Source organism: Proteus sp. G2669 (genome assembly GCF_009915245.1).
Taxonomy (GTDB): Bacteria; Pseudomonadota; Gammaproteobacteria; order Enterobacterales; family Enterobacteriaceae; genus Proteus.
In genome coordinates, this window is sequence record NZ_JAABLX010000050.1 from 85,004 (window position 1) to 97,952 (window position 12,949).

Below are 12,949 nucleotides of genomic sequence, written 5' to 3' on the forward strand. Positions count from 1 at the left end.
TTAACGATCCACATCCGACATTACAAAATCAATACTTCCCAGATATACAATCAAGTCAGAAACCAAGCTACCGCGGATAACCGCTGGGATTTGTTGCAAGTGAGCAAAGCTAGGCGTACGAATACGTGTGCGATAGCTCATTGTGCTGCCATCACTGGTTAAGTAATAGCTGTTAATCCCTTTAGTGGCTTCAACCATCTGGAATGATTCATTAGCAGGCATAACCGGGCCCCATGAAACCTGTAAGAAGTGGTTAATCATGGTTTCGATATGCTGTAATGTGCGCTCTTTTGGTGGAGGCGTTGTCAGTGGATGATCTGCTTTAAATGGCCCTTCTGGCATGTTTTTATAGCACTGTTCCAAGATGCGTAAGCTCTGGCGTAGCTCTTCTACTTTCAGCATTACACGATCGTAACAGTCACCATTACTTGCGACAGGAATTTCAAATTCAAAGTTTTCATAACCTGAATATGGACGCCATTTACGCACGTCAAACTCAACGCCTGTTGAACGAAGACCTGCACCTGTGACACCCCACTCTAACGCTTCTTTCGAGTTATATGAGGCGACACCGATAGTACGACCTTTCAAAATACTGTTTTGTAACGCTGCTTTTACGTAAGAATCTAGACGTTTTGGCATCCAATCTAAGAATTCACGTAATAAGCGTTCCCAACCGCGTGGTAAGTCATGAGCAACACCACCGATACGGAACCATGCAGGGTGCATACGGAATCCGGTAATCGCTTCAACGATGTTGTAAACTTTCTGACGGTCAGTAAAGGCGAAGAACACCGGTGTCATTGCACCAACGTCTTGGATAAAGGTACTGATATACAGTAAGTGGCTATTAATACGAAATAGCTCAGACAGCATGACACGAATGACTTTAACGCGTTCAGGCACTTCAATACCGGCAAGTTTTTCCACTGCAAGTACATAAGGCATTTCGTTAACGCATCCGCCAAGGTATTCGATTCGATCTGTATATGGGATATAGCTGTGCCAAGATTGGCGCTCACCCATTTTTTCAGCACCACGGTGGTGATAACCCACGTCAGGCACACAGTCGACGATTTCCTCGCCATCAAGCTGAAGAATAATACGGAATGCACCGTGAGAGGATGGATGGTTAGGGCCGAGGTTTAAGAACATAAAGTCCTCATTCTCCGTACCGCGTTTCATTCCCCACTCTTCAGGTTTAAATGTCAGCGATTCCATTTCCAGATCCTGCTTCTGCTTTGTCAGCACATAAGGATCGAACTCTGTCGCACGAGCAGGATAATCTTTACGCAGTGGATGACCTTCCCAATCAGGAAGCATCATTATACGGCGTAAATTTGGGTGCCCATTAAAGACAATCCCAAACATATCCCAGACTTCACGCTCATACCAATTCGAGTTAGGAAAGAGAGATGTGATTGTCGGAACATTAAGATCATTTTCACTTAATGCGACTTTCAACATAATATCTTTATTACGATCGATTGATATCAGATGATAGAAAACGGAAAAGTCTGCTGCGGGCAAGCCTTGACGATGCGTACGAAGGCGCTCATCAAAGCCATGCATATCAAACAGCATGACATAAGGTTTTGGTAAAGATTTGAGGTATTGCATTACCTCAATGAGTTGTTCCCGCTTAACCCAAACAACTGGCATGCCAGTACGAGTAGGCTGGAACGTAAACGCATCTGGCCCAAATTTCTGACGCAGTTCATTAACCACCTGATCATCAATATGATCGGTCGTTTCCCACGCTGGCCGAGCGCCTTTTTGCGCTATCTGATCGGTCATTTCTATTCACCACAACTTTGATCAGGGTTACTATGATCGCAACACATTGCTCTGGTTACGTCTTAGGCAAAAGCCTTTAAATTTCGTCAGGAGTACGCAGATTTTTGACTGCGATACGCTCACCGTGTTTTCTTTCTCGTTCTGATTGCATATTGGCACGGTAAACGCCTTGGTCGCCGACAACCCATGATAATGGGCGACGTTCTTTACCAATGGACTCTTGTAATAACATTAATGCTTGCATATAAGCTTCAGGGCGTGGCGGACATCCAGGAATATACACATCAACTGGAATGAACTTATCCACACCTTGCACTACGGAATAGATGTCATACATACCACCAGAGTTAGCACATGCACCCATAGAGATAACCCATTTAGGTTCTAACATCTGATCGTATAAACGCTGAATAACCGGTGCCATTTTCGTAAAGCAAGTACCTGCAACCACCATAAAGTCAGCTTGACGAGGGGATGCACGTAATACTTCTGAACCAAAACGAGCCACGTCATGCACAGCTGTAAATGACGTCACCATCTCAACGTAACAACAAGAAAGACCAAAGTTATATGGCCATAAAGAGTTTTTCCGTCCCCAGTTCACAACGTCATGCAACGCATGTTCCAGTTTTCCCATATACACGCTGCGATGAACGTGAGCATCTAATGGGTCACTGACAATTTCCTGTGATTGCAGGGGATAACAGTCATTCTCACCGTTCGGATCTATGCGGGTGAGGGTATAATCCATTTCTAATGCCTCGCTTATTACTGCTGCGGATGTTTGCCGCTGGTTAATCGAACATGGCTTTTACTCGCAGTTTCACGGCGAGAGCGAATAGGCGTCCAATCTAATGCACCTATGCGAACCAAATAGAATAATCCAGCTAATAAAATAGCGATGAAGACTGATGCTTCAATAAAGCCTAACCAGCCGACTTCACGAACGGAAACAGCCCAGGCATAAAGAAACAGTGCTTCAACATCGAAAATAACGAAAAACATGGCAACTAAATAGAATTTAGCCGACATGCGCAGACGAGCGCTGCCAACAGAATCAAGACCAGATTCATAAGGAACATGCTTTGCCCTTGCCTGTGCGCGTCCGCCTAAATAGCGGGCACCCAACAACATGAGCGAACATAACCCCAATGCGCCTATGAGGAAGACAGCAAATGCCCAATGATGGGCGATAACTTCGGTGGTTGTAGACATACTCATTGCTTACTCATCAAAGGTGGTGTCAATTAACCAACTCTTATCCGGCGGTTTACACCACATTTCTAATTACGAAAAAAAAGGCGAATTAAACAGGCTTGCTAATTAAAGAAATAATAACAGTCTATTTATACCTTTCTTATTTTTTAGAAAACTTTGTAATAAATTACGCTGTTTTCTATCGCGATTTAACAAATTTAACACTCATTTTTAACACCCAATTACTGGCTAATGCTAAAACGTGTCAGTCAATCTACAAAATTTTTGCTAACACGCTTAGTCTAACCGATAATTCGATTTTACTACACCAGTATCTCAGGAAAAACCTGACTCAACACAGGCAAATGTGCCTTATTTTCTTGATCAAACTCACAAAATAGTCGAAAAAATACTTAATCAGTTTAAAATTTATCCAAATTTTAACAAATTAACTTTCCAATATTGTGGAGGAGGTCAAATATCCGTTTTGATTTGCGTTTTTATTCTCTAAAAACCTAGACAATCTTTTTATTTGTTAACAAATCCTACAACTGATTAACCCAGGAGGAAGTTAAACATTTTTTTAACAAGCAGTTAAGGCGGTTATGGAATGAAATGTCACAAAGATAAATACATAAATCAACATAAATATTAACATAATGTTACTACATACAAATATGACAATAAAAAAACGGAAATAAATGCGCTTAATTGCATCTATTCCCGTTTATCATTATTCATCACTATTCAGTCTTATTTGACTGTTTTTTTAATCTTTAATTTTTGTGTTTTAACACTCAATATTTACACAACGATTAATGTGATTATTCCAGATCAGTAGAGCTAATATCTTCAGGTGCAGTGACGGTATAAGGTGTTTTCTTGTTTTCAATTGCATTGAATACTGTTAACACCGCTTCATTTTGTTCATCAAAGTTACGATATAACCAATATTGTGTTTCAGGTAAACGCGGTAAACCTTCGCTTTCGCCTAAAATACGTAAATCGGCATTTTGCATTTCAAGTGGACGCGCTGTAATACCCACTTCTGCATTTACGGCAGCACGAACAGCAGATAAAGAAGCCGCTTCATAAGCAATACGCCATTGAATGCCCGCATCATCTAGTGTGTTCGTTGCTAATTGACGGAATGGGTTTGTTTCATCCATCACAACTAAAGGGAGCGGCTCATTCATTTGTATTTGGAAATCAGGCGCACAGTGCCATAACACAGGTGCAGTGCGTAACGCTGTACGTGGATGATGACCAATACGGGCTGTTGTTAATGCTAAATCAATTTCATGATTATCTAGCATTGTTTCAATATATTGAGAACGTTTAATACGTACATCAACCGCTAAACGTGGATATACTGATGCGATACGATTTAATAAAAAAGGCAATAAAGTATCAACAGAGTCGTCAGAGGCACCAATACGTAGTTCCCCTTCCGCATCGCTATACGTTAATGATGCAGTTGCATCATCATTCGCACGTAAAATTTGACGTGCATAACCTAATAATTGAAGGCCATGCTCTGTAAGTAACTTATTACGACCATGACGGGCGAAAAGCTCTCTGCCCACCAATTGCTCTAAACGTTGCATCTGCTGACTAACCGCAGACTGGGTTCGACATACGGCAGCTGCAGCGGCTGCAAACGTGTTTAAATCTGCTACAGCTACAAACGTTCTAAGCAGATCGAGGTCGAGATTCATTATCGGACGATTTGCATTAATCATTGTTTATTCTTCACTTATTTTTGATTTTTAAATTACATATACCTGGTGTTTTTTATCAAAAGTCTAAAAAAGACTTCTAATTAGACAGTACTCTACTCTGAAAAGGAGAGCAAAGACATACCGAATACTTTACATTTGTTTCTTATCGTTTACACCTCCTAGATAGAAAGGAATTGCATCTTTTTGTAACAAATTAAATTTTATTATCATTTCAAGCATTCACAAGAAAGAACTGCATACCATCATCACAAGTTAGACTTGGATCATACTATATTGCTTTCTCGTACATAAATTTTAACATTTTGAAAATAATTTAAATTATCTTAACTATACATTCCAATTTAAGTATCTTCCCCTATAAATTAAATTTAAGATTTAAATTTAATTTATACTTAAACTGATTGATTGCTATAGAATAAAGTAGATTTAACCATATTATTTGAAAATTTAATATATTAAGTCAGATAATACAAATCCGATAAAATTATTCAATAATTGATTATGCAACATTCCATCTATCTATGTATCACATCAACTTATTTCTGATAACCACACTAAAAAGCCCTTATTCACCAGAATAATAATCCAGAATTATTCTTGAAACTGAAATATAAATCTCACATAAGCCACACAATCAGTCATCAAAATAACATTCTAAGAATAAACTGACCTTTTACACCAAAAATTACCTAGCATCTTCAAAAGTTTGTAACGTAAGAGTAGAGTGATAGAACAGTTATTTGCTGGGACAGCCTTTTCATTTGTATCTTTCTATATGAATAGCAATTGGCGATAAATGTCGCTAAGTCGCCACAGTAGAGATACACGTCAGACCCTATTAGGTAAACGCGCTATGAATCAGATTAAAAAATCAAACAAACTCGAACATGTCTGTTACGACATTAGAGGTCCGGTTTTGCAAGAAGCAAAACGTCTGGAAGAAGAAGGTAATAAAGTTTTAAAACTCAATATTGGTAACCCGGCACCTTTTGGCTTTGAAGCACCTGATGAAATTTTAGTAGATGTTATTCGCAATCTACCAAGCTCACAGGGCTATAGTGATTCAAAAGGACTGTTCTCTGCGCGCAAAGCAATCATGCAGCATTATCAAGCTCGTGACATGCGTGACGTCACTGTTGAAGACATCTATATTGGTAACGGTGTTTCTGAATTAATCGTACAAGCGATGCAAGCCTTATTAAATAATGGCGATGAAATGCTGGTACCAGCTCCAGATTATCCTTTATGGACAGCAGCTGTTTCCCTTTCCGGGGGAAACGCAGTTCATTATATGTGTGATGAACAGCAAGGCTGGTTCCCTGATCTCGATGATATTCGTAGCAAAATTACAAAAAATACCCGTGGTATTGTCATTATCAATCCAAACAATCCAACAGGTGCGGTATATAGCAAAGATATTTTGATGGAAATCGTTGAAATAGCTCGTCAGCATGACCTAATTATCTTCGCCGACGAAATCTACGATAAAATTCTCTATGATGATGCCGAACACCACTCTATTGCAGCAATGGCTCCTGACTTATTAACAGTCACCTTTAACGGCTTATCAAAAACCTATCGCGTTGCAGGTTTCCGCCAAGGTTGGATGGTATTAAACGGCCCTAAAAAGCATGCTAAAAGCTACATTGAAGGCTTAAATATGCTGGCTTCCATGCGGTTATGCGCCAACGTTCCGATGCAACACGCCATTCAAACTGCATTAGGTGGTTATCAAAGTATTAGCGAATTTATTCTACCGGGTGGTCGCTTATACGAACAACGCAATCGTGCTTGGGAACTGATCAATCAAATTCCTGGTGTGTCTTGCGTTAAACCTATGGGTGCATTGTATATGTTCCCTAAAATAGACCTTAATCGCTACAGTATTAAAGACGATCAGAAAATGATCCTTGATTTATTACTGCAAGAAAAAGTGTTACTGGTACAAGGTACGGCCTTTAACTGGCCATATCCAGACCATTTCCGTATCGTCACCCTTCCCCGTGAAGATGATTTAGATATGGCAATTCAAAAATTTGGACGCTTTATTGTGGGTTATCACCAATAAAATTGTCTTCTATTAGAGAAAACGCAGTATAACAACCCGTTATATTGCGTTTTTTTATTTTCTTTTTTATTGACGTTTACATCTGTTAGTTATCCACTCACAATAATGTCATCAATCACGCAATTGGGAGATATTATGAGTTACTTTTTTGCCCACCTTTCTCGCTTGAAACTCATTACTCGTTGGCCTTTAATGCGTAATATTCGCCAAGAAAATGTTTCTGAGCACAGTTTACAAGTCGCTTTTGTCGCCCATGCTTTAGCGGTGATTAAAAATCGTAAGTTTGATGGTAATGTCAATGCGGAGCGTATTGCATTACAAGCGATGTATCATGATGCCAGCGAAGTGATCACTGGCGATATGCCAACCCCAATTAAGTACCATAATCCACAGATTGCTCATGAATATAAAAAAATAGAAAAATACGCACAGCAAAAATTAATTGAAATGCTACCCGAAGAATTACAAGAAGATTTTCGTCCTCTTATTGATGAACAATTACATAGTGAGGAAGAAACCTTTATTGTCAAACAAGCTGATAGTTTATGTGCTTATTTAAAATGCCTTGAAGAACTTGCTGCAGGTAACAGTGAATTTAATCTAGCAAAAAATCGCTTAGAAAAAACATTGGCAGAAAGACACAGCCCTGAAATGGACTATTTTATGAAGGTGTTTGTACCTGGGTTTAGTTTATCTCTTGATGAAATTAGTGAGTAAATGATCAAAAAACGCCGTTTATAATAACTAAACGGCGTTTCAGAAAAATGCAGAACATTAGAATGGAAATAATAGCGGGATCAAGAATACGCTAATAAACATTACAATAATCGTAAATGGCACACCAATCTTAATAAAATCTGCAAATTTATAACCGCCAGGTTCAAGAATAAGTGTATTAACTGGTGATGATACAGGTGTCATAAATGCGGCTGATGCAGCAACACCAATCACCATTGCAAATGGTAACGGTGAGACATTCATTTGGTTTGCAGCGGCAATCGCAATGGGAGCCATTAATACCGCCGTTGCCGTATTTGAGATAAACAACCCAATTGATGCGCAGAGTACAAATAAACATACCAACATCACTTGAGGCCCTGCACTACCAGCGACATCCATTAAACCATTTACAATAAGCTCAATACCGCCCGTTTTTTGTAATGCCGCGGCAAATGGCATCATACCCACAATCAAGATAATACTTGGCCAATGGATAGAACGATAGGCACTTTCCATATCAATACAACGGAATTTACCCATTAATAAACAAGCAATAAGTGCAGCAATAAAGTTAGGCACTTCATTTGTCACCATTAATGCCACCATTAATGCTAACGAAAATAATGCATGAGGTGCTTGTGATGAAGCTGGCGCAACCGTTTCAATTTCTGCGGCTAAATTTAACACGATAAAATTACGTGGTTTAGTCGATAAAACCCGAATAAGCTTCCAATCACCAATAACCAACAACACATCACCAAGGCGTAATGGCTCATCAACAATTTTACCCGGCAACGCATTACCTTCTCGACGAATAGCAACAACATTTAACCCGTAGCGAGTACGGAATTTTATCTCTCTTAATGATTTGCCTAATAACTCTGAATCTGGATTCATAGATACTTCAGCAAGACCGACATCGCGGGATTGTTCTGAGAAATATTCTCCTCGTAATACCATCGGCTCTAGCATCTGTTCACGGCAAAATTCGCGCAAATCAACATCACTGGCAGACATATCTATCAATAAAACATCACGCTCTCTTAATTCAGTGCCCCCTGTTGCGCTGACCATCACACGCCGAAACCGCCTCCAGCGTTCGATACCAACAACGTTTGCACCATAACGAGAACGTAGGTGCAATTCATCAAGTGAATGACCTACAAGTGGGGAGCCTTTACGAATGGCTAAACGACGAGCACGTCCTGCTAATTGATAATCACGAATAAGATCACGGAAAGTACGACGATAAGCCTCTTTTTGCTTCCCATTATCGTTATTTCCTAACCAACGACGTACTACCAGCATATATAGAATACCGGCAAACAATACAGCAATACCAATTGGTGTAATGGAGAAAAATTGAAAACTTGGCAATCCTTCTCTGACTAATTCACTGTTAACAACCATATTAGGCGGAGTCGCCACTAAGGTCATTAATCCACTGATAAGGCCCGCAAAACCTAGCGGCATCATTAAACGACCTGGTGATGTTTTCATCCGAGCAGCAACGCTCAGCACAACAGGGATAAAGATAGCTACCACGCCCGTTGAGCTCATGAAAGCCCCCAAACTTGCAACACATATCATTAATAGCACAAGCATTTTAACTTCACTGCTACCCGCAACACGTACAAGCCAGTCACCCATTTGATAAGCCACGCCTGTTCTCACTAACCCTTCGCCAATAACAAAAAGGGCAGCAATAAGTAATACGTTAGGATCACTAAATCCTACTGTGGCTTCATTTAATGTAAGTGTACCGCTAAGAACGAATGCGATGATGACAAGTAAAGCGACCACATCCATGCGGATTTTGTTGGTCGTAAAAAGGACAATAGCTATCAATAGCAGGCTTAAAACCCATAATAATTCGCTATTCAAAATGGCCTCGATCAGCAATAAGTGAAAACAGGTTAAGACATCAATTCACTACATTGATAAGTAGACCATTTTTACATCGATAAGTCTTCTAGTATGATCAAAGAAAAGACTATCTTTTGTGCGTTATTATCACTTTTTCAGCTTGCTTCTCGATTTGAATATCATTTAAAGAATCAATAATTAAATGAATCTCATTACGGCGAGGAAGGGATAAAGGAGCATGAACAGCAACGACTTGACATCCTGCATCTAAACCAGAGTAAATACCGGCCGCTGCGTCTTCAAAAACCACACATTCTTGAGGCAATAAACCCAATTTTTTAGCTCCTAAAAGATAAGGCTCAGGATTAGGTTTACCCTTACTAATACATTCCGCTGTAACCCAATGTTTAGGTTCAGGAATACCAGTGACAGATTGGCGCGTTGATGCGATTGGTACGGTACCTGAAGTCACAATTGCCCACGGAATATCTAATTCATTAAGGTGATTAATTAACTCAATAGCCCCCGGAAGCGGTGCTAAACCTTCTGTTTGTGTTGATTCTAATTTTTCTAACCAACGAAAGGTATCTGTTATCTCTTGTTCGGAAGCATTAGGCATAAAATGGCGAATCGACTCAATGGCTGGCTTTCCATGAATATAGTCATTAATCTCTTGTGTTGATATGCCAACGCGTTCACCAAATAACGCCCAACAATATTCAACAACGGGTAATGAATCAACTAATGTTCCATCTAAATCAAACAGAAAGCCTTTACATGTGATCGCCATAATTTATGCCTACCTTAGAATGATGCGTTACTTATTACGCATTAAGAATTTGTTGGATTTCAACGGCGCTAAGGTGATATTGACGAGGGCAGGCTAACCAAACAGCCAGCATTCTTTGGTATTTTTCCCACATTGGTGTTTGTGAGTTGAAACCATGACTACCGCTATCAAAATGCGTATAGCGCCCTTCTGTATTCACCATAAAACGCACATAACTAAGATAGCGGGATTCTGTCGCCGCATCAAAGCCAATAAATGCAACACGACGAGCATCTGGCATTTCTTGGTCTTTTAAGTTATCGCGAGAAACTTGCAGTGCATGGTACATTTCCATGACGTTAATAATGGTACGGCAAGTCTCCTCTGACATTTCATCAAAATCACGGTCTAGTTCACGTAATTGTAATCCGTAACCGCGTTCAATGATTGTCTGATAGCGACGATAACGTTCAGCGTTATCAGGATCCATCATAGTCATCATTTTATATTGATTAGAGAGGATCAAGCGTTGTGCGTGTGTCATTTCCATCATTAATTCTCCAAAGAAATCATTGAGAAGAGCATGACATTAATCAAAAGTATTGAGTAGTGTTAACTACGCGTTTTTTGATCTCAACGGGGTAATTCTAAAAACAATAATGACAAATGACGAAGGTAGAACAAATGTTCTACACATCATCAAGAAAAGAGCGATCAAGTTGCTTAAAAGCACGTTTTAATAAATGTGCTAGAGAAAGGTAAGTCGGCGTTTGTTCCACAGGTGCTAAAGCAATGCCTGCTTCTTCAAATTTCTCGCGTATCTCATAAAACCAGCGTAATAATGTGCCAGGAAGAGGGGTTGCTGCACGCTTACCTAACCACCATAACCCTTGCATTGGTAGGCTACAGGCAAATAACGCTGTTGTAATTGCAGGCCCTAAATTTCCCCCTAAAGCAATTTGCCATGTCATTGTAAAAATGGCGATCGGCGGCATATAGCGAATGCCAAATCGTGTTGCTTTGACAATGCGATTTTCAGGGAATACGGGCGCTAATTGCTTTTCAACCGGCCAGGTTTTTAAATACTCATTACCCAAACGAAGCTTCTTAAAAAAGCCGGGAGGAGTCACTGTCGGTTCGCTCATAATGACCTCAATCAATTTCTTCTGTAACTTTTAAAAAATATCTATAAAGAATAAAAATCTTTTAGTAGAATTAAGTATATTTTGTCTTTGTTGCCTTTACTCTGTATCCTGTGCCCATTCTAAAGGTTTGTGGCAATAAAGCGCTATATTTTGTTTGCCGGCGTGATTTTCAACCCTTTTCGCCGATTTTAACGCGAAAAGCTAATGGGTGAATAAAAATCGTCCAATTAATGATTGGCAACTATAATTAGCATCAAGTTTTTTTACTTTAAGCATGATGCGCGTCATTAATGTCATCATAGTAATGCGATAGGCTTTTATGATTGACGTTTTATTAACCACCGTCTTTATAATATAAAAGACACTACGACAACAAGATAAATAGGTAATTCCATGTCAAGTAAGCTGGTGCTGGTACTGAACTGCGGTAGTTCTTCTCTTAAATTTGCAATTATCAACCCAGAAAATGGTGAAGAATTCCTTTCAGGTTTGGCTGAATGCTTCAACCTTCCTGAAGCCCGCCTGAAGTGGAAAATGGATGGCCAAAAACATGAAGCTGCGTTAGGCGCAGGTGCTGCTCATAGCGAAGCATTAAACTTTATCGTAAATACTATTCTGGCTGAAAAACCAGAACTGTCTGCACAAATCGCTTCAATTGGTCACCGCATTGTTCACGGTGGTGAGAAGTTCACTAAATCTGTCGTGATCACTGACGAAGTTATCAAAGGTATTGAAGCTGCTATCCCATTTGCTCCATTACATAACCCAGCTCACCTTATTGGTATTGAAGAAGCGCGTAAAGCATTCCCTCATTTAATTGAGAAAATGGTTGCGGTATTTGACACTGCATTCCACCAAACAATGCCAGAAGAAGCTTATCTGTATGCACTGCCATACAGCTTATATAAAGATCACAGCATCCGTCGTTACGGTGCTCACGGAACTAGCCATTTCTTCGTTTCCCGTGAAGCCGCTAAAATGTTAAATAAACCTGCTGATGAACTGAATGTAATCACTTGCCACTTAGGCAATGGTGGTTCTGTATCTGCTATCGTTAACGGTAAATGTGTTGATACTTCTATGGGTCTGACTCCATTAGAAGGTTTAGTGATGGGTACACGTAGTGGTGATATCGACCCTGCTATCGTATTCCATTTACATGATACTTTAGGTATGAGCGTTGATGACATTAATAAACTGCTAACTAAAGAATCAGGCTTATTAGGTTTAACTGAAGTCACTAGTGACTGCCGTTATGTTGAAGATAACTATGAAACTAAAGCAGATGCTAAACGTGCAATGGACGTTTATTGCCATCGTTTAGCGAAATACATCGGCTCTTACTGTGCACTGATGGAAGGTCGTTTAGATGCTATTATCTTTACTGGTGGCATCGGTGAAAACGCAGCAATGGTACGTGAATTATCTCTGAAAAAACTGGCTCTATTAGGTTTTGAAGTTGATCATCAACGTAACTTAGATGCACGTTTCGGTAAATCAGGCACTATCACTACCGATAACAGCCGTCTTGCTGTTGTTATCCCAACTAACGAAGAGTTAGTTATCGCTCAGGACGCAAGTCGCCTGACCGCTTAAGTTCTTTGATGTACTGCCAGTGTCATGCTGGCAGTACTGTTTTACATAA

The 12,949-nt window shown here is 39.8% G+C and carries 11 protein-coding genes; 3 read left to right on the plus strand and 8 right to left on the minus strand.

Going from position 1 to position 12,949, the window contains the following annotated elements; translation table 11 throughout:
- From nuoC to hexA, 4 genes are all read right to left on the minus strand, one after another.
- The gene (nuoC, locus tag GWI68_RS14350; RefSeq protein ID WP_166540727.1) at positions 1 to 1,797 is read right to left on the minus strand and encodes an NADH-quinone oxidoreductase subunit C/D; all 1,797 of its coding nucleotides are present in this window, start codon (positions 1,795 to 1,797) and stop codon (positions 1 to 3) included.
- A 76-nt stretch (positions 1,798 to 1,873) separates the two neighbouring features.
- A complete protein-coding gene (locus GWI68_RS14355) occupies positions 1,874 to 2,548 on the minus strand; it encodes an NADH-quinone oxidoreductase subunit B (RefSeq protein ID WP_166540728.1) in 675 nt (224 codons plus the stop codon).
- A 17-nt stretch (positions 2,549 to 2,565) separates the two neighbouring features.
- A complete protein-coding gene (locus GWI68_RS14360) occupies positions 2,566 to 3,018 on the minus strand; it encodes an NADH-quinone oxidoreductase subunit A (protein ID WP_072068609.1) in 453 nt (150 codons plus the stop codon).
- Positions 3,019 to 3,818: 800 nt separating this feature from the next.
- The gene (gene hexA / locus GWI68_RS14365) at positions 3,819 to 4,736 is read right to left on the minus strand and encodes a transcriptional regulator HexA (protein WP_166540729.1); all 918 of its coding nucleotides are present in this window, start codon (positions 4,734 to 4,736) and stop codon (positions 3,819 to 3,821) included.
- A gap of 853 nt (positions 4,737 to 5,589) precedes the next feature.
- Between hexA and GWI68_RS14370 the strand changes: the two genes are divergently transcribed.
- Positions 5,590 to 6,804, plus strand: a complete 1,215-nt coding sequence (locus tag GWI68_RS14370) for a pyridoxal phosphate-dependent aminotransferase (RefSeq protein WP_072068611.1) — start codon at positions 5,590 to 5,592, stop codon at positions 6,802 to 6,804.
- 135 nt (positions 6,805 to 6,939) lie between these two features.
- Positions 6,940 to 7,521 carry a 5'-deoxynucleotidase gene (yfbR, locus tag GWI68_RS14375; RefSeq protein WP_004243705.1) on the plus strand — a complete coding sequence of 194 codons (582 nt, stop codon included), beginning with the start codon at positions 6,940 to 6,942 and terminating at the stop codon, positions 7,519 to 7,521.
- Positions 7,522 to 7,578: 57 nt separating this feature from the next.
- Here yfbR and GWI68_RS14380 read toward each other — a convergent pair whose 3' ends face one another.
- The 4 genes from GWI68_RS14380 to yfbV form a co-directional block, all read right to left on the minus strand.
- Positions 7,579 to 9,408 carry an SLC13 family permease gene (locus tag GWI68_RS14380; RefSeq protein WP_166540730.1) on the minus strand — a complete coding sequence of 610 codons (1,830 nt, stop codon included), beginning with the start codon at positions 9,406 to 9,408 and terminating at the stop codon, positions 7,579 to 7,581.
- Positions 9,409 to 9,517: 109 nt separating this feature from the next.
- Complete coding sequence (locus GWI68_RS14385; RefSeq protein ID WP_166540731.1) at positions 9,518 to 10,180, minus strand: sugar phosphatase; 663 nt, start codon at positions 10,178 to 10,180, stop codon at positions 9,518 to 9,520.
- A 34-nt stretch (positions 10,181 to 10,214) separates the two neighbouring features.
- Positions 10,215 to 10,709 carry a YfbU family protein gene (locus tag GWI68_RS14390; RefSeq protein ID WP_072068750.1) on the minus strand — a complete coding sequence of 165 codons (495 nt, stop codon included), beginning with the start codon at positions 10,707 to 10,709 and terminating at the stop codon, positions 10,215 to 10,217.
- A gap of 139 nt (positions 10,710 to 10,848) precedes the next feature.
- A complete protein-coding gene (yfbV, locus tag GWI68_RS14395; protein ID WP_166540732.1) occupies positions 10,849 to 11,304 on the minus strand; it encodes a terminus macrodomain insulation protein YfbV in 456 nt (151 codons plus the stop codon).
- 393 nt (positions 11,305 to 11,697) lie between these two features.
- Here yfbV and ackA point away from each other — a divergent pair, with 393 nt between their 5' ends.
- Positions 11,698 to 12,900: an acetate kinase gene (gene ackA, locus GWI68_RS14400; protein ID WP_166540733.1), complete on the plus strand. Its 1,203-nt coding sequence runs from the start codon at positions 11,698 to 11,700 to the stop codon at positions 12,898 to 12,900.
- Positions 12,901 to 12,949 lie beyond the last annotated feature (49 nt).

Excerpts from the sequence above, each read along its gene's own strand:
- ackA (WP_166540733.1), top strand. The coding sequence starts at position 11,698 with ATGTCAAGTAAGCTGGTGCTGGTACTGAACTGCGGTAGTTCTTCTCTT.
- yfbR (WP_004243705.1), top strand. The coding sequence starts at position 6,940 with ATGAGTTACTTTTTTGCCCACCTTTCTCGCTTGAAACTCATTACTCGT.
- GWI68_RS14370 (WP_072068611.1), top strand. The coding sequence starts at position 5,590 with ATGAATCAGATTAAAAAATCAAACAAACTCGAACATGTCTGTTACGAC.
- GWI68_RS14355 (WP_166540728.1), bottom strand. The coding sequence starts at position 2,548 with ATGGATTATACCCTCACCCGCATAGATCCGAACGGTGAGAATGACTGT.
- yfbV (WP_166540732.1), bottom strand. The coding sequence starts at position 11,304 with ATGAGCGAACCGACAGTGACTCCTCCCGGCTTTTTTAAGAAGCTTCGT.
- GWI68_RS14360 (WP_072068609.1), bottom strand. The coding sequence starts at position 3,018 with ATGAGTATGTCTACAACCACCGAAGTTATCGCCCATCATTGGGCATTT.
- nuoC (WP_166540727.1), bottom strand. The coding sequence starts at position 1,797 with ATGACCGATCAGATAGCGCAAAAAGGCGCTCGGCCAGCGTGGGAAACG.
- GWI68_RS14385 (WP_166540731.1), bottom strand. The coding sequence starts at position 10,180 with ATGGCGATCACATGTAAAGGCTTTCTGTTTGATTTAGATGGAACATTA.
- GWI68_RS14390 (WP_072068750.1), bottom strand. The coding sequence starts at position 10,709 with ATGGAAATGACACACGCACAACGCTTGATCCTCTCTAATCAATATAAA.
- hexA (WP_166540729.1), bottom strand. The coding sequence starts at position 4,736 with ATGATTAATGCAAATCGTCCGATAATGAATCTCGACCTCGATCTGCTT.